The organism is Blautia sp. HCP3S3_C4, from assembly GCF_052064095.1.
GTDB lineage: Bacteria > Bacillota > Clostridia > Lachnospirales > Lachnospiraceae > Blautia_A.
Window position 1 is genome coordinate 1 of the sequence record NZ_JBQHWF010000014.1, and the last position, 23,039, is coordinate 23,039.

The following is a 23,039-nucleotide window of genomic DNA, read 5'->3' on the forward strand; positions in this document are numbered from 1 at the left end:
CGCATCTTTCGATGCTCATGTGTAAAGAATTTTCGAGAATCGTATGTGTTTCACTGTTTAGTTATCAAGGTTGTCTGTCTTGCGACAGCTTGTTTACTTTATCATATCTGTTTTACTTTGTCAAGCACTTTTTTCAAGTTTTTTTCAAAGTTTTTCAACTCTTTCGTTTTCTCAAAAAGTTATCCAGATACATAACTGTCAGTTCTGTTCAAGCGACTTGATTACTTTAACACAAAGGTTTTAAGTTGTCAAGCACTTTTTTAAATTTCTTTTTTCTTTCAGAAATCTATTAAAATTGTCCCTGTCTGAGAAACAATTATTTCTGACAGCTCAACTAATATAACACTCCTATCCGCCACTGTCAACCCCCTTTTTAACTTTTTTTATTTTTTATTTCCAATCACTATTCTTCCTTCCACAGACAAAAAAAATCCGCTCCGCCCCCTCCCCATACCAGCCACCAATCTACACCCCCTCCCGCCGCCAGCCACCAGCCCCGAAAGGACAGCGGGTGGAGAGGCTCGTGCAGGGAGCGTAGCAACTCTTGGGCCCGGGAGATCAGCGTTGCGAACAAATGGCCGCACTGTCTGAGCGAAGCGAGTTTGCGCCATTTGCGAGCGCCTTTAGCTGATCTCCCGGGCCTTAGAGTTCCTAGCTCCCGAAACCAGTCTCCCCACCCGCTGTCCTTTCGGGACGTCCGGCGTCCGGCCTCCGGCACCCCCATCTCTACTTCACATAAAACCCACTTTCCACCTCCACCTCCATTTCCTTTATCTCAACATCTTCAATCCAGATAAACCTCTGCTCCCTCAACATCTGCACCATTTTATCCAGACTCTCTTCCGTACCCTGGGCTTCCATCTCCACACGTTCATCCCAGTTATTCCGTACCCATCCGGTAATCCCCAGAGAGCCGGCAATATAATACGCCCTATAACGAAAACCAACTCCCTGCACTCTCCCGGAAAACCAATAATGCCTCCTGATCATCATACCCGAATCACAAATCCAGCTTTTCTGGCCTTAGCCTCCGGATATTCTCCACTTCTATATCCCAGAACACAATGTCCAATACCTACATAAGATTCCGGTACTCCCCACTGAGCCTTCAGCGCTTTCCCTTCCGGAGAATCAAATACCTCCCGCGCACGATGAATCCAGCAGGAATCAACTCCAAGAGCATGGGCCGCATTCATAAGATTTCCCATCACAAGACTTCCGTTTTCCACACAGGTTCCCATTTCACTGTCAGCAAACACAATGATCACTGTCGGCGCACCATAAAATGGATCTGCCCCACTTCCCATCACATCAGCATTCATTTGAGACAACTTTGCCACAAGCTCCGCATTCTGTGTAACAACCATCATGGTTCCCTGCATTCCCATTCCGCTGGGTGCATATTCTCCCGCTTCCAGAATCTGATCCAGAATTTCAGCAGGAACCAGATCCTTTTTATATCCACGAATACTTCTACGTTCCAGCAGAGTTTTTATTGTTTCATTCATCATAGTCTCAGCCTCCCATATTTTTTTAATATTATATCTCCAAGTATCCGGTACCCGCAACACCAAATTCCTTCTATGTAATGTAATCTATGTAATGTAATGAGAGAAATCCTTTACTGTTTTTTCAGCCAGTAAAAACCATAGGCCGGAACATTTACCCCTGCCGCTTCCATAACTTTACCTGAAATCAAATCTTTGTACATACCATCCCGCTCATTGATCCATGCGGTCTTATCATACTCACTAAAATTAAACAACCCATATATCTTATCGCCATCATAATAGCGTCCAATGCACAAAATACTGTTATCCCAGGTTTCTACTGTCCAGGTATCCGCATTTGTCATAAAAGCCTTTTCCGTTTTGCGGATTTTTTCCAGCTTATCCAGCTGTCTGAAAATCTGTCCTTCCACAGTTCTGGGGCTGTCACATTTTGCTGCACGTTCCCAACGCATGGCACCTCTGTGGATATACCTGGAATCCGGAGCCTTGTCCGGATCCTTTTTGTAGGAATAATCATTTACCTGCCCAATTTCATCTCCGCTGTAAAGAACAGGAATTCCCGATTGCATGAACATATAAGCATGAAGCATCACGTCCAGCTGGATTGCCTTCTTCATCCCTGCCCTGTCATGCTCAAAGCCAGCCTTCTCAATCCCGCACATAGATGCTGTTGTTCCACAGAATCTGGCATCTCCGGTAACCGGGTCCTCATTATAGAGCACTCCACGACTGTTGCTGTTTCCGGCATAACCCTGAAAATAATCATTCAGATACTTCTTGTGGGAACGTTCTTCTATTCCTTCCTGCTGAAGAGTTGCATAGTCCAGCCCCCAGCCAATATCATCATGGCACCGCAGATAATTGAGAAATACATAATCCTTGGGAAGTCCATTGACAATATCCAGCTGTTTTTTCAAAAGGCTCACATCCCTGGTTGCAACTGTATGCCAGGTTGTTGCCATTGTAGTTACATTATAAAGCATATGACACTCCGGCTTTTCCACAGTTCCGAAATAAGGCACCACCTTTTCCGGCTCCATCACCACTTCTCCCAGGAGAAGGATGCCCGGGCATACAATCTCACTGATCAGTCTCATCATACGCACAATCGTATGTACCTGGGGCAGATTACGGCAGGAAGTATTCAGTTCCTTCCAGATATAAGGAACTGCATCAATACGTATAATATCAATTCCTTTATTTGCAAGGAAAAGGAAATTATACATCATTTCATTGAATACCCGGGGATTTTTGTAATTCAGATCCCACTGATAAGGATAAAACGTAGTCATTACATAATGGCCGATTTCCGGAAGCCAGGTAAAATTTCCAGGTGCAGTGGTAGGAAATACCTGCGGCACTGTTTTCTCATAGAGAGAAGGAAGATAGGGATTGTCAAAGAAAAAGTATCTGCTCATATACTCTCCGTCCCCCTGGCGGGCCTTTTTTGCCCATTCATGATCCTCAGAGGTATGGTTCATAACAAAATCCATGCACACACTGATTCCTTTTTTATGGCAGGCGCCTGTCAGCTCTTCCAGATCCTCCATAGTGCCGAGATTCTCCTGTACCTTGCGGAAATCTGCCACTGCATAGCCACCATCCGAGCGGCCTTTCACAGTCTCCAGGAATGGCATAAGATGAATATAATTTACATTATTTTTTTCCAGATAATCCAGTTTGCTTTCAACACCTTTCATATTTCCGGCAAAATTATCAATGTAAAACATCATTCCCAGCATGTCATTTTTCTTATACCACTGCGGATCTTTTTCTCTTTCCTGATCAAGTTCCTTCAGTGCTTCTGCACGGTTCTGATAGAAGCTCTTCATCTGGTCACATAATTCCGCAAACATCGAAGTATTTCCATAAAGCTCCATATATAACCAGCGCAGCTCTTCTACTTTTTTCTCCAGTCTGACATCATACAGACTTTCCATACCTGTGTTTTTTTTCATTTTTTCCCTTTTAATTGCCATATACGGCCTCCTGTCTTTTATATATACATTTCCTTTTTAGTAACATTTCCAAAATTCATTCCTGATTTCCTGGGCAATGAAATTTTAGTTTGTAATTCTCCTGGTAGAACTTCGCCTTACAATCTGATATGGAAAATAACACCATTCATTCACGCACGCTTCTCCCTTTTCCTCAAAAAGAGCCTTATAAAAAACCTCTCCCTGATCAAGCATTCTTACTGTTGTCAACGGAGGATCATAGATATCAGAAATAGAATCATCAAATCCTGCCACAGAAATATCATCCGGTACCTTTAATTTATGGGCTTTCAGACACCGAATCACACCTGCGGCAATAATATCAGAGCCAGTCACCACTGCTGTCGGAAGCTCCAAACTGTTTTCATAAATCTGATTCATCCCTTTTTCTCCGAACTCTGTAGAAAACTCTCCCTGATATATATCCGAATCCTGTACCTGCAGATCAGCCTCCCTCATTCCATCCAGAAAACCTCTTAGTCTCAGTGTTCCATTTGTATAATCCTCAGAGCTTCCGCCAACATATGCAATATGTTTATGTCCTTCGCTGATCAAAAACCGGGTCATGTCTTTGGCTGCATGATAGCTGTCTACTGTAACAGCAGGAAACTCACATCTCATATCTTCTGATGGTCCCTGATTTCCCAGCACAACCGGACATTGAAATCTCCTGAGCCTTTCCAGAATTTTCTCATTAAGATGAACTCCCTGAAAAATCAATCCGTCAATATTTCGTTCCAGCATATTATCCATCAGAAGAAGGGCCTTATCCTGGTCAAAATCATAATCGCAGACAATCATCACTTTATCGTGCTTCATACATACATCACTGATCTGCTTCAGATGAAGAGCTGTGATCGGATTTCGTACATCTGCTTCCAGAACAGCTACCAGTCCGGTGTTTCTGGTAACCAGACTGCGGGCTGCAGCATTGGGACGAAAATGAAATTTCTCAATACTGGCCATAACCCGCCCCTTTAATTCAGGACTTACAGATTTAGATCCATTCACAACACGAGATACCGTAGATACAGATACCCCTGCATCAGCTGCTATATCCTTAATTGTTACATCCATTTTCTTCCTTGTCCTTTCTGTCTTGGTCAAGCGGATATTCCCAATCCGCTTCGCCATTTGCCATAACCAAATAACTGCTTATTGCTCTTCGCAATTGAAGCAGGGGACTTACTTAATTCAGTTAAAACAGGTCTTTATGGTAACGTTTTCCCACATAATCATCCGCTTTTCCAACATTCGTAAAATTTTTCAAGGAGTTTTTTCCGCATATAAGAAAACGTTTTCCCATCTATTTCCAATATAACATCGTACCTGAAATTTTTCAACTATTTTATTTTCCGTTTTAGTAATTATACGTTGCAATTTTTGTGTTTTGTTTGTGTTTTGTTATACTTCTTCCTTGCCCCCAAGTTAAATCTGTTTTATAATAAATATTATACTGTCAGGTGAGAAACGGAAAAAATATCCCCTGATCATACATTACAATCAAACAGCAAATGAGGTATCTCCTTTTATGAATAAAAAAGAAATTTCCGAGATTAAGAAACAGTTTACTCCGGAAAACTGTTCTATCACCCGTATCTGCGGCTGTTACGTAGATGGGGAAAAAAACAAGAAAACAGAATTAAAAGAAGCCTTTCTTTCTCTCTCTGAGGAGGAAATGTTTAAATATTTTGAGATTTTCCGCAAATCTCTGTCCGGTACAGTGGGTAAAAATCTTATGAACATGGAATTCCCTCTGGACCAGGAGGCTGAGGGAGGCACCCAGCATTTTCTTATGAGACTGCGAAGCAGCAAGCTGACTGACGATGAGCTTGTTGAAAACTTCTATGACCGGATTATTGAAAACTATGATTATCCGGAAAACTACTATATTATATTGATCCACGGAGTCTACGATATTCCCGGTAAATCCTCTGATGGTGCAGAGATGTTCGATGCATCTGATGAGATTTATGATCACATTATGTGCTGTATCTGCCCTGTAAAGCTTTCCAAAGCAGGGCTCTGTTATAACGCAGAGACTAACAGCATTCAGGACCGTATCCGTGACTGGATCGTAGAAATGCCTGAAGTAGCTTTCCTTTTCCCACAGTTTAATGACCGCAGCACAGATATCCACGGTGTTCTTTATTATAGTAAGAATACCAATGAGCTTCGAGATATCTTTATTGACGAGCTGCTGGGATGCACCGCCCCTCTTTCTGCCGGCGGACAAAAGGACTCCTTTAATGCTCTGGTAGAAGAAACCCTGGGAGATGACTGCAACTATGATACAGTTATGAATATTCACGAAAAGCTGAATGAGCTGATCGAATCCCAGAAGGATGAGCCTGAACCTGTAGTCCTTACCAAATCTGAAGTCAAACGACTTTTTGAGGATTGCGGTGTAGAGGATGAGAAGCTCCAGTCCTTTGATGAACAATATGAAATCAATGCCGGAGAAAAATCCTCTCTGGTAGCCTCAAACATCACCAACACCCGACGTTTTGAGATCAAAACACCTGATGTGGTAGTACATGTGGATCCTGAACGTGCCGCCCTTGTGGAAACAAAGCTTATTGACGGTGTAAAATGTCTGGTCATCCCTATGGAAGGTGACGTAGAGCTCAATGGCATCCGTATACACACCGGAGAGAAATCTGTCTCAGATGAGGAGGATTCTCTGGATGAATAAAGATAAAAAGCTTTTATTTTTTGACATCGACGGCACGCTGCTCACCGCTTATCCCTGGACAATCCCAGACAGTACACAGCAGGCATTAAAGGCTGCACGTAAAAATGGTCATCTGCTTTTCATTAATTCCGGGCGTACCTACACCATGCTTCCGGATATGATCCGGGAAATGAATTTTGACGGATATGTATGTGGCTGCGGAAGCCAGATCTATCTCCACGATAAGCTTCTGCTTTCCAGCTCTATTCCCAACCCGTTATGCAGGGAAATTGTGGAAAGGCTTCGGAAAAGCAGGCTTCCCGCCTGCTTTGAAAGACCGGATAAAATTTTGTATGACAGTTCTTCCTGTGATTTGCCGGATGCTATACAAAAGCTGAAAAAGGTAACTGTTACAGAGGACATTTCTCTGTACACTACCCAGAAATATGAGAACTTCACATTTGATAAATTCCTGGTATTTCCTACTGCTGAATCTGACAGGCAGGAATTCCGCAAATTTGCAGATCAGCATTTCACCTGTTTCGTTCACGAAGATGCTGCCTGGGAGCTGGCTCAGAAAAGCCACAGCAAAGCTACAGGTATTCAGTTTCTTGTCGATTACCTTGGGGCTTCCATTGAGAATACCTATGCCTTCGGCGACAGCACCAATGATCTTCCTATGCTTAAATACGCCAAAACCAGCATTGCAATGGGGAACTCAAATCCCCTGATCCTGCCTTACTGTACCTATCAGACCACTCCTATAGAAGAGGACGGAATTGCAAATGCTTTAAAACATTTTCATCTTATATAAATTTTCAGTAAAGGATTTTGTATGAATACAAAAAAAACTCAGGAGAATCTGCCAGAATCAATCCCTGTCTACTATTCCCTGATTCTGACCAGATCCTACAATATTTATATCGCCTATTTTGCTATCTTTATCATCTGCCTGGTGCAAATGGGATATGTCAAAAACAGTATTCCCGTATTAGTTTGGATAGCAGCCTCCTATATAGCCAGGAAAAAAGTTAACACCATTCCTATCCGATGGAATCTTCTGTTTTATGTATGCATTTCCGTAGGATGGATTACTTATTTCATTTACTGCTATGGATGGAATTGTGGTGGAATCAATTTTATGATGCCGTTATTGCTGGTTTCCATGTTTTCCATCTATGACCGGCTGTTCAATAAAATTATTTTTACCATTTTCCTGTTTTTCCTGCGAATGGCTTTATTTTTCAACTGTCAGCTCAATGCCCCTGTATATTCTCTGAATGATGAGCAAATGCTGATCATGCAGATTGTGAACACTGTACTTTCCTTTATTATTATGGTATTAGTCTGCATTACCTTCAGTTCTAATCTTCAGAAAGCAGAGAAACATCTCTTTCTCTACAACATGGAGCTGCAGCAGCAGGCAGCCACAGATCCTCTTACCACATTGTATAACCGCAGACGTATGGAGGAAATCCTGAAAAATCATATTACAGCAAATCCATCCGAAAATTTCAGTATTGCCATCGGAGACATTGATTTCTTCAAAAAGGTCAACGATACCTATGGTCATAACTGCGGAGACCAGGTCCTCACTGATCTGGCAAAGCTTTTCAAGGAAAAAACCCTGGGACTGGGACATGTGTGCAGATGGGGCGGTGAAGAATTTCTCTTTTTCTTTCCCGGACTCAATCTGGATGAAGCCAGCACACTGATGGATAATATCCGATTAGCAGTCTCTGATCTGACGATCGTTTATAAGGATGTCTCCCTTCATGTAACTATGACCTTTGGTCTGGAGGAATACGATTATAACTCCAGTCCTTCAGAAATGGTCAAGCATGCAGATGACAAGCTATATTATGGCAAGACTCACGGCAGGGATACTGTGATTTTCTGATACTGCCCAAAATGAAAACCGGCTATATCAATCCAACGAATTGATATAGCCGGCTTTCATTTTATCTCATTTTTATTCTGCTGCTTCTGTTGCCGCAGGAGTTTCTGTTACCTCTTCTTCTGCTGCAGGTGTTTCTGTTGCTTCTTCCTCTGCCTCAGGTGTCTCTGTTACCTCTTCTTCTGCTGCAGGTGTCTCTGTTGCTTCTTCCTCTACCTCAGGTGTGGTTGTTGCTTCCTCAGTTACCTCAGGTGTTGGAGTAGGTGTAGGTGCTGTGAAAGTATGCTTATCTGTAATCTTCAGAGTTTTAAGAACCTTCTTGTTCACATCGGTCTTTGCACTGTCCAGCCAATCACTTGTAATATCGGAATAGTAGGTGCTCTCCTTGGAGTTCTTCAGAGATTCTCTCTTGGATGCGGTTGCATCATCATCATGAACCTTATCCAGTCTTACTACATAATATCCTGTATCTGTCTCAATAATATCAGAAGCAACCTCTCCATCCTTCAGACCACGGAGTACTTTCAGAACCTCATCCGGATATGCGGTAGAACTGTAATCCTCATCCTCGCTATCCTCATCACTCTCTTTGGTTGTAAAATTGCCCTCTACTGCAGAATAACTGTCATCCACGCTCTTAGCAATTTCACTCATATCAGCAGTAGGATCTTCTTTCATCTTGTCCAGAATCTCCTGAGCCTGTTTCTTTTTTTCCTCTTTCTGCTCATCAGTCACATCATCACCACTGGTAGAAATGCTGACATATGTGAAAGAAGACTGGTTTGCTTCATCATCGGAAACTGTAATATTGCCCTCCGCAACAATAGGATCATAAATCTTCTCCTGAATTGTGAGAAGCTCTAACAGAGTCTTTACCTGATCCTCGGTAACTCCAAGCTCTTTGATGGTATCCTCTCCATTGGAAGCCATGAACTGTGAAGCTGCATCTGCAATGGCTTTTTCCTCATCCTCTGTCACCTCAACCTTATAGTCAGCTGCCTTTTCCTTAAGGATATACATAGTCTCTACAGACTTCAGGCTGCTTTCCACTGCCTGATCTCCGTAAGTCTTTCCGGAATCCTCATCTGCAGTCTGATCCCAGATATTATCAGCACTTCCCATATAGCTCATATACATAGCAGTTGTCTGCTCCTGCTGCTGACGGGCATAAAGGCTTACCACGCCAAGAGGAATCTCAGTTCCGTCTACAGTAGCTACTATTTTTGTTCCGTCTATTGTTTTGCTTCCGCAGCCTGTAAGCATTCCCACTGACATAATGCCTGCCAGAGTCACAGCGGCTGTTCTTTTCATCATTTTTTTCATTTCTTCCTCCATATATTCACAGGAATATTATCCTTCCGTCCTGTGCGCTTATCTCAGTATAATCTTTTTTCAGTCTGAGGGCAAGGCAAATTGTAAAATATCTCATACAATTCACACTTTCATCACGATTTTCCCAAAATCCCAGACATCTTTCTTTCTGTCACCTCTCCGATCATTCTGCCAGCTTCTCCAGCTCTCCTGCAAACTCTGTAAGCGCCTGGATCAGAGGATCCCTGAGATTCAGAATAAACTTAGGTTCCTGGTCATTTTTAAACTGCAGGCTCCGTCCATACTTTTGCATCAGCAGAGGAATTCCCGCAGGATTCAGCTTTGCCCTTTCATATAGAGTAATACGCACCTCTTTCCCCAGCTGTTTGATTTCCGTCACATAACCCCTGTGGGCAATGGATTTTAATCTGGCTACAGCCAACAGATTCAGCACAGCCTTTCCCGGCTCTCCGAACCGGTCCAGAAGCTCTTCCAGCATATCATCATAGTCCTGCTGATTTTCAATTCCCGCAATCCGTTTATAAATATCCAGCTTCTGAAACTCATTTCCAATATAAGTATCCGGAATATAAGCATCTACATTCAGGTCAATGGATGTGTCAAAATCTTCCATTGTATGGATTCCTTTGGCTTCTTTTACCGCTTCACTGAGCATCTTACAATACAGATCATATCCGACTGCATTCATATGCCCATGCTGCTGGGCTCCCAGAAGATTTCCTGCACCGCGAAGCTCCAGATCCCTCATGGCAATCTTGAAGCCGCTTCCCAGATCTGTGTATTCACGGATCGCAGCCAGTCTCTTCTCTGCAGTCTCCTTCAGCATCATATTCTTTCGGTACATCAAAAATGCGTAAGCCGTGCGGTTGGACCGTCCGATTCTGCCTCGCAGCTGATAAAGCTGGGAAAGTCCATATCTGTCCGAATCATGGATGATCATGGTATTAACATTGGAAATATCCAGCCCTGTCTCAATGATGGTAGTGGAAACCAGCACATCAATATCTCCATTTACAAAACCGTACATAACGTTTTCCAGTTCCCGCTCGCTCATCTGCCCGTGGGCAAAATCCACTCTTGCCTCAGGCACCAACTTTGCAATACGCAATGCCACATCTGCAATATCCGTTACCCGATTATAAACATAATACACCTGCCCGCCTCTGCGAAGCTCCCGGTTAATGGCTTCCCGTACAGTCTCTTCATCATACTCCATTACATAAGTCTGGATAGGCATTCTGTCCATAGGCGGCTCCTCCAGCACGCTCATATCTCTGATCCCGATCAGACTCATATGAAGGGTTCTGGGAATCGGTGTGGCAGTAAGAGTAAGTACATCCACATCTTTTTTCAGCTGCTTTATCCTCTCCTTGTGAGTGACCCCAAAACGCTGCTCCTCATCTACGATCAGAAGACCCAGATTTTTGAATTTCACATCCTTGGACAGGATCCTGTGGGTTCCGATCACCACATCCACCTGTCCTTTTTTCAGATCTTCAATTGCCTTTTTCTGCTGGGCAGGCGTGCGGAAACGGCAGAGCAGCTCCACACGTACCGGAAATTCCTTCATTCGCTGGACAAAAGTATTATAAATCTGCTGAGCCAGAATGGTGGTAGGTGCCAGATATGCCACCTGTCTGCTCTCCTGTACCTCCTTGAAGGCTGCCCGGAGCGCTACCTCTGTTTTTCCATATCCCACATCTCCACAGATCAGCCGGTCCATGATCCTGGTGCTCTCCATATCTCTTTTGGCATCCTCAATGGCAGCAAGCTGATCCTCTGTTTCCTCATAGGGGAACATCTCCTCAAACTCTCTCTGCCACACAGTATCTGGACCACACACATACCCTTCCTTCTCCTGACGGGCTGCATATAACTCTACCAGTTCCTTTGCGATATTTTTTACAGCACCCCGAACCTTGCTTTTTGTCTTGTTCCATTCAGAAGTTCCCAGCTTGTTCAGCTTAGGCGTATTCGAAGCATCCCCACCAGAATATTTTTGAAGAGAATCCAGCTGGGTAGCCAGAATATAGAGATTACTTCCTCCCTGATACTCGATCTTGATATAATCTCTGACCACCCGGTCAACCTCAACCTTCTCAATGCCCCGGTAAATACCCAGACCATGTCTTTCATGAACCACAAAATCTCCAACGGAAAGTTCTGCAAAATCCTGAATGCGCTTTCCATTATAATTCTTTTTCTTTTTTCGCTTTTTCTGCTCACGGCCGAAAATATCAGATTCTGTCATGACCACAAACTTGGTCAGGGGATACTCAAATCCCTTTTTCGCATGACCATAGACCACCATGATCTCTCCCGGCTGAATCTGCCGGTCATAATCCTGACTGTAAAAAGCCGAAAGCTGCTGTTCCTGAAGGTCCTTTGCCAGACGCTCTGCCCTGGTCCTGGAGCCGGAAAGAAGCGCAACCCTGTATCCCTGTCTTTTGTACTGTTCCAGATCCTTTGTCAGAAGCTCAAAGCTGCTGTTATAAGAATTTACAGATTTGGCCTCTATATAAAATTTTTCATTAATCTTCCAGCCAGCCTGTCTGGGCTCCAGTGCACAGAGGGCAATACAATTTCGCCTGTTCAGCTCCTTCTGCACCTTTTCAAAAGAACAAAGCCAGTTTTCCGGAAGATTCTTCTCTCCCTTTTCTGCTCTGTGCAGACGGCTCTGGCGATATTCCTCTTCCACAGCCTGTCCCTTTTCCACAAGACGATTTGGTTCATCCAGAAAAACCACAGATTTCTGGGCAGGAAAATAATCCAGAAAAGAAAGCTGGGCCTTCTCCCCCGGATGCTCCACAGCAGGATAAATTGTGATTTCTTCCAGATTTTCCAGAGAACGCTGGCTCTCTGCGTCAAAGCTGCGGATAGAATCAATCTCATCTCCCCACAGCTCAATTCTCCAGGGATTCTCCTCTGTCAGGCAATAAATATCTACAATACCGCCACGAATGGAAAACTGCCCCGGCATCTCTACCTGTCCTACTCTTTCATAGCCCAGCCATACCAGCCTGGCTTTCAGAGCATCTATATTCACCGTGCTGTCGCTGGTAAAATGCAGAAGCTGTTCCCTTATCTGCTCCAGAGATTCCAGAAAATCCATGCAGCCATCAATACTGGTAACAACAGCCAGTTCCTTTTCCTCCATAAGCGCACGGACCACCTGCATTCTCTGGCGGATCAGCAGATTCCCGTGAATATCTGCCTGAAAGAAAAGCAGATCCCTGGCAGGATATAAATATATCTTTTTATCGTAAAACCGATAATCTTCATAAATTTCCCTGGCACGCCGCTCATCCTCTGCCAGGATCAGACGAAATGGCGCCAGTTGACAAAGGCCATATATTAAATGAGCCTTCTGGGATTCCAGACACCCGGAAACCTGAAGGACTCCTTTATTTTTTTTGCCTTTTTCACAAATTTGTTCAAACTCTGCAAGCCCCTGCAGAGGTGTCAAAAAAGCTTTCATGCCTAATCTCCCGAAACAGTCATAAATTTTTCAGGTTACTTTTACACAACTGCTTTTGCCTTTTTATTGAATTCATTCATGGCAGCATCCGGTCCCTGGGAAATCATGATATCCACAGCCTTCCCTGCTTTTGCAATGGCTTCATCCACAATTTTTCTGTCTTCTGTGGAAAACCTTCCCAGAACATAATCTGCCAGATCCCAGCCCTTGGGCTTGGCACCTACTCCCACCTTGATCCGCAGGAATTTCTCTGTGCCAAGCTGACGGATAATATCCTTGATCCCGTTATGCCCGCCTGCACTTCCCTGCTTGCGGATCCTGAGCTGTCCGGGATCCAGGTCAATATCGTCATAGATTACGATCAGCTCTGTCTCAGGGTCGATCTTGAAATAATTCACCATATCCCTGACCGGACCACCACTTAAATTCATAAAGGACAACGGCTTCATAAGGATCACCTTCTCACCGCCGATCACAGTCTTTCCATACATGGCATTGAATTTCACGCCACCCTGGGGAACCTTATATTCCTCCACCAGATAATCTACTGTATCAAAACCCATATTATGGCGGGTAGCCTCATACTGCCGCCCCGGGTTTCCCAAACCAACTACTAAGTACATATTTTCTCCCTAGTTAAAATATACCATTTCTTCTTTTAAAGGTTCACATTCCTTTACATCTGACGCATAAAGAACAATGCCCTCTCCCTGATATTCTGTACGATTTTCAAAAGCAACCTTCGCAGTTACCTCCACCCAGCTTCCTTCCTTGATATGAGGAGCATAATCACTTCTGCAGATATATCCCAGGAATGTGGTATCATCCGCACAGCAGGTCATAGCTACACGTCCGGGAACAAAAAATTTGCTTCCCATTCCACGTGGCTTCATCACACGTCCCTTAAAACGTACGATTTTTCCCACATAGGTATCTGGATTATCCATGGCATCTACAAACCAGATTCCATAATCCTCAGGGGGAATCTCCACAATAGGTGCATTGATGTCAAAGGGCAGCTCATCCTGGAAAATATCCTCCATTTCCCCTTCTTCATCCTCAAAAATAACCTCTGCACTCTGATTGGCAACCTTGATTCCCCTTCTGTATGCAGGCAGAGGATCTCCCTCTTTACAGCGGTTAAAAATAACCATGTCTGTATTTCTGACCATATCCATAAACAGAGATTTCATATTTGCCATGTACACCTGGTAGGTAGTGGCATCTACACAGGTGATCTCCTGTTCAATCCCCCAGCCTTCCGGCAGTTCCATCTGTTCAAATTTGCTCACAAGCCACATTCCATTGTATTCTATAACCACACGGTCCGGCTGATGGATAATATCCATAGCAGCCAGACGCTGAGGTGTAAGGTCATCCTCTTCCTCGATCACCTCAACTACTGTGTTTGCAAGCTTCAGTTTTTCTTTGTCATATTCCTCTTCTCCCTCTTCACAGAGGATCAACAGAGTTTTTCCATCAATGGAAAAATACTCCTGCTGCAATGTAAAATCCAGGAAAGTGGTCTTTCCGCTTTCCAGGAAACCGGTAATGAGATAAATGGGAACCTTGATATCTTCCATAATATTATTTCCTTTAACCTTTTATTTTTACAACATCACTAAGCAAGTTTAAATAATTCTGCCAGCTTATCCTCTTTTAATTTAGAACCGATCACACAGAGACGTCCTGTATATTCCGGTGCACCCTCACGGATTTCTGTTTCCTCAGGAACCATATCAAAATAGATCCAGGTTCCGTCCTCAGCAGGAAGCATTCCTTTGGCACGGAGGATAATACCATACTCTTCAGATGCAGACAACGCATCCAGCATTTCTTTTAATTCATTCTGGCTGTATTTACGGATAGTCTCACGTCCCCAGCTTGTAAAGACCTCATCTGCATGATGATGGTGATGATCATGGCCGCAGCCGCATTCATGGTCGTGATCGTGATGATGGTGTTCATGCTCCTCATGGTCATGGCCACAGCCACACTCATGGTCGTGATCATGATGATGGTGTTCATGCTCCTCATGGTCATGGCCACAGCCGCATTCGTGGTCGTGATGATGGTGCTCATGCTCCTCATGGTCATGGCCACAGCCACATTCATGGTCGTGATCGTGATGATGATGCTCATGCACATGTCCACATTCCGGGCAAACCTCTTCCTCCATCATCTCATCTGCCAGAGATACCGGTTTCTCCATAACCTCCAGGATCTTCTTACCATCCAGTTTTTCAATAGGAGTGGTAATGATGGCAGCCTTTCCATTGATCTCACGAAGAAGCTCCATTGCCTGCTGCGCTTTTTTCTCATCTACAATATCCGTACGGCTCATAATAACCGCTCCCGCATATTCCACCTGATTATTAAAGAACTCGCCAAAGTTTCTCATATACATCTTGCATTTCTTTGCATCTACCACAGTGGTATAGCTGTTCAGTACAATATCCACATCTCCCTGGACACCCTGTACTGCTTTGATCACATCTGATAATTTGCCTACACCGGATGGCTCGATCAGAATTCTGTCCGGATGATATTTCTCAACAACCTCCTTCAGAGAAGTTCCGAAATCACCAACCAGGGAGCAGCAGATACATCCGGAATTCATTTCACGGATCTGGATTCCCGCCTCTTTCAGGAAACCTCCGTCAATACCGATCTCGCCAAATTCATTTTCAATCAGTACCACCTGCTCATCTGCAAATGCTTCTTTCAGAAGTTTTTTGATCAATGTAGTTTTGCCGGCTCCAAGGAAACCGGAAATAATATCAATTTTTGTAGCCATGATTCATTTTTCTCCTTTTCTTTCTGATTACTGTTTATTGTACCTTAACGCACTTTGACCAGGAAGCAGTCCGCCCCCTGGTTTCCAGCCGTATACGTATACTGTCAGTTACAGTTCCAAAGCTTTTTTACACACTTTGTCCTGTCAAGCGGATATTCGCAATCCGCTTCGCTACTTGCTCATAACCGAATATCTGCTCCGTAGTTTATTCGGTTAAAGAAAGGGGCATGATATCATGCCCCTTAGTATATTCTATGATCAGCCGTTGATCATGAAGCTCATTAATTTATCAATGTCCTCTTTCTCATATGCAACGATCTCAAGCTCCGGAATCTCTCCGCCTGAGAAAATGTTTGCCAGAGATACATACTGGGATAACTTAGATTTCAGGTTCAGTCTGTCGCCTTCGCCTGTTACTAATTCCACCTTACCATCACAGCTGTCTACTACTTCAAAAAATTTATCAATGTCTTTAATATTAGATACCTTCATGTTTTTCTCCTTTCAACATGTACAAACTTAATCAACTCTTCTTGTTCGCGCTCATTATATCGCACTCAGAAAGAAAAAGCAATTATTTATTTTGCACGAATTTTTAACGCTTTACCATGTTTAATAGGTAAATACTGCAACTCCGTAAGCAGGAAGCGGATATGCAAAGGAAAACGGTCTGTTATCGCACTCCTGTTTCTCAGCCTTAAAGGTCTTTGGCTCTGTCAACAGACCATTTTCATCCATGATCTGCTTATATTGTTTTTTCTTTGGTACACCTACTCTGTAGTCCGGACGGTCCACAGGAGTGAAATTAACCACATACAAAATATTATTTCTTCCGGTAGGTGACTTTCTCACAAAACTGAAGATACTTCTGTCCCCGTCATCGGCATTGATCCACTCAAAGCCGGATGGATCATTATCCATAGCATAAAGAGCAGGATATTTCTTATAAATCGTAAGAAGATCTGCATAATATTCCTGCAGCTTTCTGTGCGGTTCTTCCTGCAGCAGGAACCAGTCAATTTCTCTCTCCTCGCTCCACTCTCTGAGCTGTCCGAAATCCTGTCCCATAAACAGAAGCTTCTTACCCGGATGACAGGTCATAAAGGAATATGCAGCCTTCAGATTTTTCACTTTATCCTCCGGGCTTCCGGGCATCTTTTCCAGCATAGAGCATTTCAGATGAACCACCTCATCATGGGAAAGTACCAGCACATACTTCTCACTATATGCGTAAGTCATGGAGAATGTCATCTTATTATGGTTATATTTACGGAAATAAGGATCCAGCTTCATATATTCCAGGAAGTCATTCATCCAGCCCATATTCCACTTCAGGCTGAAGCCCAGTCCCTCTTCCTCCACAGCTCCTGTAACCTTGGGCCAGGCAGTAGATTCCTCTGCGATCATAACAGTTCCATGGTTTCTTCCCTGCACTACTGTGTTCAGATGCTTAAAGAAATCAATGGCTTCCAGATTTTTATTTCCGCCGTACTTATTTGCAACCCATTCGCCATCCTTTTTGCCGTAATCAAGATACAGCATAGATGCCACCGCATCTACTCGCAGTCCGTCTACATGGCATTCCTCCACCCAGTAGAGAGCATTGGCAATCAGGAAGTTCTTTACCTCCGGGCGGCCGTAATTATATATCTTTGTCCCCCATTCCGGATGCTCTCCCTGTCTGGGATCCTCATGCTCGTACACTGCAGTTCCGTCAAAGTTAGCCAGACCATGGGCATCCTTTGGAAAATGTGCCGGCACCCAGTCAAGGATAACTCCGATCTTATTGCGATGAAAATAATCAATCATATATTTGAAATCCTGAGGTGTTCCATAACGGGAAGTAGGAGCATAATATCCGGTCACTTGATATCCCCAGGATCCGTCAAAGGGATGCTCTGCAATTCCCATCAGCTCTACATGGGTATATCCCATCTTCTTCACATAGTCAGTAAGAACAGGGGCTAATTCACGATAATTATAAAAGCCTTCCTCATTCTCTTCTGTCCATCCATGCTTCATCCAGGAACCGGGGTGTACTTCATAAATTGCCATAGGCTGTGTTTTATAATCATACTTTTCTCTGTTTCTGATCCATGTGGCATCTTTCCATTTATAATCTGTAATATCTGTGATCCTGGATGCAGTTCCGGGGCGCTTCTCAGCCTCATTAGCATAGGGATCTGCTTTGTAAAGCTTCTCCCCGTGAGCTCCTGTAATAAAAAACTTATACAGCTGTCCGATCTTTGCTTCCCTTACAAAAATCTCATAAACCCCGATGGGACCCACCTTCTTCATAGGATTGGCAGTCTCATCCCATCCATTAAAGTCTCCGATCACTGACACTGCCTGTGCATTAGGTGCCCAAACAGCAAAATATACACCCTTTTTGCCACGACGGGTACCAGGATGTGCTCCTAATTTTTTATATACTTCATAGTTGGTCCCCTGACCAAATAAATACTGATCTAAATCTGTAAATTTCATATTTTCACCCATCTGGAGTCCTCCCTTAGCGAACTGACCTTTAGTCATTCTATAGTTTTTATTATACCAATGACCATCCTCTACGTCAATCATATTTCTGTGTATATTCAACAATTTTTCTGATGATTTTATGTGTTTTTTGTAAAATTCATTAACTATAACCTTTTCATTTCATGATATCAGAGTCAAAAGGTCAAAATAAATCAGCGGAGCAATTTGCAGATATCAAAAAAGAGCCGTTCCCTCTGCGATATATCTGCAATTCTGAGTATATATCACAGTTTTACAGGAACTGCTCTTCTTTCTTTTATCCGGACAGATCTCTGAAATTCATGTTTTATTCGTATCCGTCCCCATAATCTACATTATCATCACTGTAATCTCCGGAATCATCATAGCTTCCGTCGTCATAGCTACCATCATCATAGCTGCCGTCATCATAGCTGCTGTCATCTGTGCTTCCATCTCCAGAATCTGTACTTCCATCAGAATAATCCTCACTTCCGTCAGAAGAGTCTGTACTTGCATCAGATGTACCATCTGTTCCGTCTGCAGAAGCTGCTGCATCAGAACCTCCCTGATATCCCGGAACCTGTCCGCTGTCCAGAGTACTCTGCCAGAAATCCACATAACATGCATTCTGCAAGGTTACATTCTTGGCTTCTGCCATCTCACTTACAGTTACAAGTTTATATCCCTTTGCAATAAGATCTGGTATCAGCCTCAAAGCTGCCTTTACAGACGGCTCATGAATATCATGCATCAGGATGATACTTCCATCTGTCAGATCTCCATTCATTACCGCACTGTAATCTGCATCTGCATCCATAAGCTTCCAGTCCTCTGTATCCAGAGACCACATAAAGAACGGCTTATTTACAGTATTATAAATATCTGAATTTCCGTCTCCGTAAGGCGCACGTGCCACACTCGCAGCCTGTCCGCATGCCTGAATCAACGCATCATCTGTATCAGAAAACTGCTTTGCAACTGCATCAAGATCAATTGTTGTCAGCTGTGTATGATCCCAGGAATGATTTCCAATCTCACAGCCAAGTTCAAGCATACGTTTTGGTGCCTCCGGATATGCACTGACATTCTTACCAAGCATAAAGAATGTAGCATGTGCATTGTTCTCCTCCAGGCAATCCAGAAGCTCCTCTGTATATTGTCCGGGTCCGTCATCAAAGGTCAGTGCCAGCATGGGGCGCTTCTGAGACGGATCGTAGGTGCCGTCATCCTTGAAAAAATAATCATTCACTCCCTTGGTTACCCAGCCGGTCTGTAAATATCCATTGGAATCGAAGGCATATGTCTGTCCGTCAATCTCCTGGAAGCCCCCGGCATAATATGTACCATCTGCGTTCTGATACCATTTCCCATTGGAATCCTCATGCCATCCAACAGTCATGGTGCCTATTTTATCTGTATCTGATTTTCCCTTCAGCGGCTGTCTCACTGCTGCATTTGGATCAGTAGTCTGCTCAGTCTGCGCCTGAGCCTCTACAGTTTTCCCTGTATTACCGCCTCCGGTTACACGATGTGCGACAGGAATTATGATCCCTCTGACCACAAATACAATTGCCAGAATCAGTCCCACGACATAAAGGCCTAATCTTGTATATCGCCTGATCATCATCTGACGTTTTTTTCTGCGCATTCTTTCACGCAAAACACGCTTATCCATTGTTACCTTTCCCCACTTTTTGTTTAATATTCATGTCAAGTATCTCTCATTACTCTATCATAACTCATTTGCCCGATAAATACAATCACTATTCCGCCTCTGTACCAAGCTCATCTTCCAGATTCTGATCTACTTCTGACTCTTCTGTCTGGCTGTCTCCTGATGCAGAGTCCTCTGCCTGCTCCGCAGCACCCTCTGCATTATCTGCTACTGTATCTCCGTTTGCTGACTTTTCACTTACCCTTGCATTCTTCACAATAAAGTCTTCCACCCGCAGCAGTCCCACAGACTCATCCACATAGCTCTGCCCGTAGGTATCTACCAGTTCTGCAAGATTAGCGGCTCCCATCTGTTTTACAAGCTCCTCCTGCACCTTAAGGCTTTCCTTATCATCCAGGGAAAGTCCCTCTGCATCCATAATGCCCTGAACGATCAGATTCTGCTTTACCTTGCCCTCTGCATACTGGCGGCTCTGCTCATCAAAAGCATCCTGGGAGATTCCCTGGCTTTCCACAAACTCCTCCAGCGTCATATCTGCCTGTTTCGCATAAACCTCCATACTCTTGTGGAATTCAGAGATCGCATTCTCCACATCTACCTCAGGATATTCCTTTACCTCTGTGTTCTCCAGAACTGTATTCCATGCAGTGTTTTTCAACACTTCACCTGCAGATTCCCTGGCTTCCTTTTCCAGAGTCTTATAAGTTCCCTCCCTGTATTCTTCTACTGTGGTATAATCTGTATTTTTTGTTACCCATTCATCTGTAAGCTCAGGAGCACGGCGGACATTCTGGACAGTCACCTTATAGTCTGCCTTTTTTCCTGCCAGTGTACTATCACTGTAATCTGAAGGGAAATCAATAGAAATTTCCTTTGTCTCCCCCTTCTTCATGCCAATCACACCCTGCTCAAACTCCTGGAACATCCCGCCGTTTCCTATGATAAAATCATAATTATTGGCAGTTCCTCCGTCAAAAGTCTCTCCGTCAATAGTTCCCACATAATTCACTGTAACCAGATCACCCTCCTGGGCTCCGTCAGAAACTGCCTCTGCTTTATCCTGAAGCTCCTGGTCGATTCTGGCCTGCACATCATCATCTGTGATGACCTCCACTGTATTATCCAGGATCAGCCCCTTATACTCTCCCAAAGTGATATATTTATCTACATTATCAACAGAAACCAGCCTGGAAACCCCTGCCTCCGCAGTTTTTCCATCTGTGTTCTCCTGTGTTTCTGCCGTATCCGTCCCTGTTTTCCCGCTTTCTCCACAGCCTGTCATTGTCAGCGCCAGGCATGCAGCAAGCATGGCAAGATATATTCTTTTCTTCATATTCTCTCCCTTCTATCGCTATACTCCGTTAATTCTACCCCATTGGCGGCACCGGTACCGGTCTGGCAGGATCAAATACTGCGCTGGCATCAAACAGATCCGTCAACAGATCCGGATTATAATACATTCGGTATCCATCCAGATTTCTTCTTCCCATGCGGAAATATCTGTCACGGAGCTGCACGTAATATTTACTGGAGTCCACATTGCAATAATAATTATAGCCCTGGCTCTTCAGATACTCAAATTTATCTCCGGAATAGTCCTCCACTCCTGTAAGGTCTGCGCCAAAAGCAAAGATAATGATATCTGTTCCTCCGATCAGAGGATCCACATTTTCCTTAAATTTCTGGGTATCTGCCTGAAGCCTCTCCAGACTGATCTGACTTACATTCAGATGTCCCCAAGTGTGGCTGGCAAAGACCCATCCGTCCTCCTTCATAGCCTGGGCAACCTTTTTGGCTTCTTCTCTCTCAGTATCCAGGTTAAAATCCGGATGACTGTTCAGCCAGTCTACCTTATTCTGGTCCAGATCATCGGGCCGTGTCTCATAGCTGATATCTGTACGATATCCCAGGATTCCGTTATAGCCGGTCAATGCCACAATTCCCTTAGCTCCCCGATAGGAAAAATCCGGATGCTCCTCTACAAAACGGTCGATCAGCGGAACCATATCATAATCTCCCACAGATACACTTCCATCATCATTTACATATTCATTGCGGATCTTACCATCCTCATCCACCACCAGTTTGGTGGCAAATCCGTCACCGTCCATATAATGATAATAGCACACATCATCCTGCGAAAGGACAAACGGCACTTTACCGGGGGGCAGAAGAATCTCTCCTGCGCTCATATTACCATTCTCATCTACCTTGGCCAGATCATAAATATTTACCATTACATAGCCCTTATCATACATGCTCTGAGTGATCTTATTAAATTCATCTATGGTGGTCATTACCTGATCGTAATCTGCAGCCTTGTAATCTCCGTCAAAGGCCTTAGAGGTATCTGCGATCAGGGTGTGATAAAACACATGTGTCACCTGATCAACAGGCCAGGATACACAGGAATCCTTTTTCTTCTGATATACCTCCACTGCATGCTGAAATCTGCTGTTGGTCTCATAATAAGAGCTTTCCTTCAGAACCTTGATTGCCTTGTCATAATTATACTGCTGACTGTAAAGCTTGGCTCTTTTGTATATCTTTTTCTCTTCCTTGGTCATTGTTTCCTGATTGTCCTCAGGGGCAGGAGTCTCCTCCACCTTTGCAGAAGTCTGCTCTGTCTCCTTTGTTTCTTCTTTTTCCGCCTCTTCTGCTTTCTTCGTATTCTCTGCAGTCTCTTTTTTCTCTTCTTTTTTATTGCTTGCTGTCAGTTGGGAAATTTTCACCTGCTGTTCCTTAAAAAAAGTCTGAAGCTCATCTCCGTAAAATCCCACGCCAACACCTATGGCTGCCACTGCAGCAACAAGGATCCCGCCTGCAATACGACGGTTTCTCCTTTTTCGCTTCTGGCGTCTGCGGCGCTCCTGTCTGGCAGCTTTCCGCTCTTCATAGGCTTTATCATCGTCTTCATAAGCTTTATCATTATCTTCCACAGGTACATCCTGTTCTTTTTCCATAAGTCTCTCCTCTGTTTCAACAGAATCAGGCTTCATTTCGCTCATAATTTTCTCCTTTATCCATATAAGTAAAGACAACATCCTGTTCCTTTTCGCTTTGCCTCCGGAAACAGGTTATACATAATTAATTATACCCCGAAAACAAATAAATTTCCACTTAATTTCCGAAAACCTGCACGAACAGTAACTTGCGTTTTCAACAATTTAATGGTAAAA

17 protein-coding genes are annotated in these 23,039 nt (G+C 43.8%); 3 read left to right on the plus strand and 14 right to left on the minus strand.

The features are described 5' to 3' along the window. Positions 1 to 726: 726 nt before the first annotated feature. The 4 genes from ACTNC6_RS12400 to ACTNC6_RS12415 all read right to left on the minus strand — a co-directional run bounded on the left by ACTNC6_RS12400 (position 727) and on the right by ACTNC6_RS12415 (position 4,585). Positions 727 to 993, minus strand: a complete 267-nt coding sequence (locus tag ACTNC6_RS12400; protein WP_173744157.1) for an acylphosphatase — start codon at positions 991 to 993, stop codon at positions 727 to 729. Next, on the minus strand, positions 990 to 1,508 hold the full coding sequence (locus ACTNC6_RS12405) for a nitroreductase family protein (protein WP_303243414.1): 519 nt from the start codon (positions 1,506 to 1,508) through the stop codon (positions 990 to 992). Before ACTNC6_RS12405 ends, ACTNC6_RS12400 begins: the two co-directional genes overlap by 4 nt. Positions 1,509 to 1,621: 113 nt before the next feature. Next, positions 1,622 to 3,451: an amylosucrase gene (locus tag ACTNC6_RS12410; RefSeq protein ID WP_441044280.1), complete on the minus strand. Its 1,830-nt coding sequence runs from the start codon at positions 3,449 to 3,451 to the stop codon at positions 1,622 to 1,624. A 123-nt stretch (positions 3,452 to 3,574) separates the two neighbouring features. Next, positions 3,575 to 4,585 carry a LacI family DNA-binding transcriptional regulator gene (locus ACTNC6_RS12415; protein ID WP_441044233.1) on the minus strand — a complete coding sequence of 337 codons (1,011 nt, stop codon included), beginning with the start codon at positions 4,583 to 4,585 and terminating at the stop codon, positions 3,575 to 3,577. A gap of 454 nt (positions 4,586 to 5,039) precedes the next feature. On the opposite strand from ACTNC6_RS12415, the gene ACTNC6_RS12420 reads away from it, so the two are divergent. The 3 genes from ACTNC6_RS12420 to ACTNC6_RS12430 are packed head-to-tail and all read left to right on the plus strand — an operon-like array spanning position 5,040 to position 8,082. Continuing rightward, positions 5,040 to 6,203 carry a DUF4317 domain-containing protein gene (locus ACTNC6_RS12420; protein ID WP_173744160.1) on the plus strand — a complete coding sequence of 388 codons (1,164 nt, stop codon included), beginning with the start codon at positions 5,040 to 5,042 and terminating at the stop codon, positions 6,201 to 6,203. Then, on the plus strand, positions 6,196 to 6,996 hold the full coding sequence (locus tag ACTNC6_RS12425) for an HAD family hydrolase (RefSeq protein WP_441035116.1): 801 nt from the start codon (positions 6,196 to 6,198) through the stop codon (positions 6,994 to 6,996). The genes ACTNC6_RS12420 and ACTNC6_RS12425 overlap by 8 nt, the downstream gene beginning before the upstream one ends. Before the next feature lie 21 nt (positions 6,997 to 7,017). Continuing rightward, complete coding sequence (locus ACTNC6_RS12430; protein ID WP_441044235.1) at positions 7,018 to 8,082, plus strand: GGDEF domain-containing protein; 1,065 nt, start codon at positions 7,018 to 7,020, stop codon at positions 8,080 to 8,082. 72 nt (positions 8,083 to 8,154) lie between these two features. Here ACTNC6_RS12430 and ACTNC6_RS12435 read toward each other — a convergent pair whose 3' ends face one another. From ACTNC6_RS12435 to ACTNC6_RS12480, 10 genes are all read right to left on the minus strand, one after another. Continuing rightward, entirely contained in the window at positions 8,155 to 9,393 is a 1,239-nt protein-coding gene (locus ACTNC6_RS12435) for a peptidylprolyl isomerase (RefSeq protein ID WP_441044236.1), read from the minus strand. A 181-nt stretch (positions 9,394 to 9,574) separates the two neighbouring features. Continuing rightward, the gene (gene mfd, locus ACTNC6_RS12440; protein ID WP_441044238.1) at positions 9,575 to 12,889 is read right to left on the minus strand and encodes a transcription-repair coupling factor; all 3,315 of its coding nucleotides are present in this window, start codon (positions 12,887 to 12,889) and stop codon (positions 9,575 to 9,577) included. A 41-nt stretch (positions 12,890 to 12,930) separates the two neighbouring features. Then, complete coding sequence (pth, locus tag ACTNC6_RS12445; RefSeq protein WP_433844657.1) at positions 12,931 to 13,512, minus strand: aminoacyl-tRNA hydrolase; 582 nt, start codon at positions 13,510 to 13,512, stop codon at positions 12,931 to 12,933. Between the two features lie 9 nt (positions 13,513 to 13,521). Next, entirely contained in the window at positions 13,522 to 14,472 is a 951-nt protein-coding gene (locus ACTNC6_RS12450) for a TIGR03943 family putative permease subunit (RefSeq protein WP_173744166.1), read from the minus strand. A 38-nt stretch (positions 14,473 to 14,510) separates the two neighbouring features. Next, entirely contained in the window at positions 14,511 to 15,686 is a 1,176-nt protein-coding gene (locus ACTNC6_RS12455; RefSeq protein ID WP_441035125.1) for a GTP-binding protein, read from the minus strand. Between the two features lie 258 nt (positions 15,687 to 15,944). Next, positions 15,945 to 16,178 carry a hypothetical protein gene (locus ACTNC6_RS12460; protein ID WP_019160428.1) on the minus strand — a complete coding sequence of 78 codons (234 nt, stop codon included), beginning with the start codon at positions 16,176 to 16,178 and terminating at the stop codon, positions 15,945 to 15,947. A 120-nt stretch (positions 16,179 to 16,298) separates the two neighbouring features. Then, entirely contained in the window at positions 16,299 to 18,185 is a 1,887-nt protein-coding gene (gene glgB, locus ACTNC6_RS12465) for a 1,4-alpha-glucan branching protein GlgB (protein WP_441044240.1), read from the minus strand. Between the two features lie 325 nt (positions 18,186 to 18,510). Beyond that, on the minus strand, positions 18,511 to 19,860 hold the full coding sequence (locus ACTNC6_RS12470) for a polysaccharide deacetylase family protein (RefSeq protein WP_441044242.1): 1,350 nt from the start codon (positions 19,858 to 19,860) through the stop codon (positions 18,511 to 18,513). 88 nt (positions 19,861 to 19,948) lie between these two features. Beyond that, entirely contained in the window at positions 19,949 to 21,193 is a 1,245-nt protein-coding gene (tig, locus tag ACTNC6_RS12475) for a trigger factor (protein WP_441044243.1), read from the minus strand. 34 nt (positions 21,194 to 21,227) lie between these two features. After that, positions 21,228 to 22,868 carry a polysaccharide deacetylase family protein gene (locus ACTNC6_RS12480; protein WP_441044244.1) on the minus strand — a complete coding sequence of 547 codons (1,641 nt, stop codon included), beginning with the start codon at positions 22,866 to 22,868 and terminating at the stop codon, positions 21,228 to 21,230. Positions 22,869 to 23,039 lie beyond the last annotated feature (171 nt).

Coding starts and splice junctions, on each gene's coding strand:
- ACTNC6_RS12460 (WP_019160428.1), bottom strand. CDS start 16,178: ATGAAGGTATCTAATATTAAAGACATTGATAAATTTTTTGAAGTAGTA.
- ACTNC6_RS12405 (WP_303243414.1), bottom strand. CDS start 1,508: ATGAATGAAACAATAAAAACTCTGCTGGAACGTAGAAGTATTCGTGGA.
- pth (WP_433844657.1), bottom strand. CDS start 13,512: ATGTACTTAGTAGTTGGTTTGGGAAACCCGGGGCGGCAGTATGAGGCT.
- ACTNC6_RS12435 (WP_441044236.1), bottom strand. CDS start 9,393: ATGATGAAAAGAACAGCCGCTGTGACTCTGGCAGGCATTATGTCAGTG.
- ACTNC6_RS12420 (WP_173744160.1), top strand. CDS start 5,040: ATGAATAAAAAAGAAATTTCCGAGATTAAGAAACAGTTTACTCCGGAA.
- ACTNC6_RS12425 (WP_441035116.1), top strand. CDS start 6,196: ATGAATAAAGATAAAAAGCTTTTATTTTTTGACATCGACGGCACGCTG.
- ACTNC6_RS12470 (WP_441044242.1), bottom strand. CDS start 19,860: ATGGATAAGCGTGTTTTGCGTGAAAGAATGCGCAGAAAAAAACGTCAG.
- mfd (WP_441044238.1), bottom strand. CDS start 12,889: ATGAAAGCTTTTTTGACACCTCTGCAGGGGCTTGCAGAGTTTGAACAA.
- tig (WP_441044243.1), bottom strand. CDS start 21,193: ATGAAGAAAAGAATATATCTTGCCATGCTTGCTGCATGCCTGGCGCTG.
- ACTNC6_RS12415 (WP_441044233.1), bottom strand. CDS start 4,585: ATGGATGTAACAATTAAGGATATAGCAGCTGATGCAGGGGTATCTGTA.
- ACTNC6_RS12450 (WP_173744166.1), bottom strand. CDS start 14,472: ATGGAAGATATCAAGGTTCCCATTTATCTCATTACCGGTTTCCTGGAA.
- ACTNC6_RS12410 (WP_441044280.1), bottom strand. CDS start 3,451: ATGGAAAGTCTGTATGATGTCAGACTGGAGAAAAAAGTAGAAGAGCTG.
- ACTNC6_RS12455 (WP_441035125.1), bottom strand. CDS start 15,686: ATGGCTACAAAAATTGATATTATTTCCGGTTTCCTTGGAGCCGGCAAA.
- glgB (WP_441044240.1), bottom strand. CDS start 18,185: ATGGGTGAAAATATGAAATTTACAGATTTAGATCAGTATTTATTTGGT.
- ACTNC6_RS12400 (WP_173744157.1), bottom strand. CDS start 993: ATGATGATCAGGAGGCATTATTGGTTTTCCGGGAGAGTGCAGGGAGTT.
- ACTNC6_RS12480 (WP_441044244.1), bottom strand. CDS start 22,868: ATGAGCGAAATGAAGCCTGATTCTGTTGAAACAGAGGAGAGACTTATG.
- ACTNC6_RS12430 (WP_441044235.1), top strand. CDS start 7,018: ATGAATACAAAAAAAACTCAGGAGAATCTGCCAGAATCAATCCCTGTC.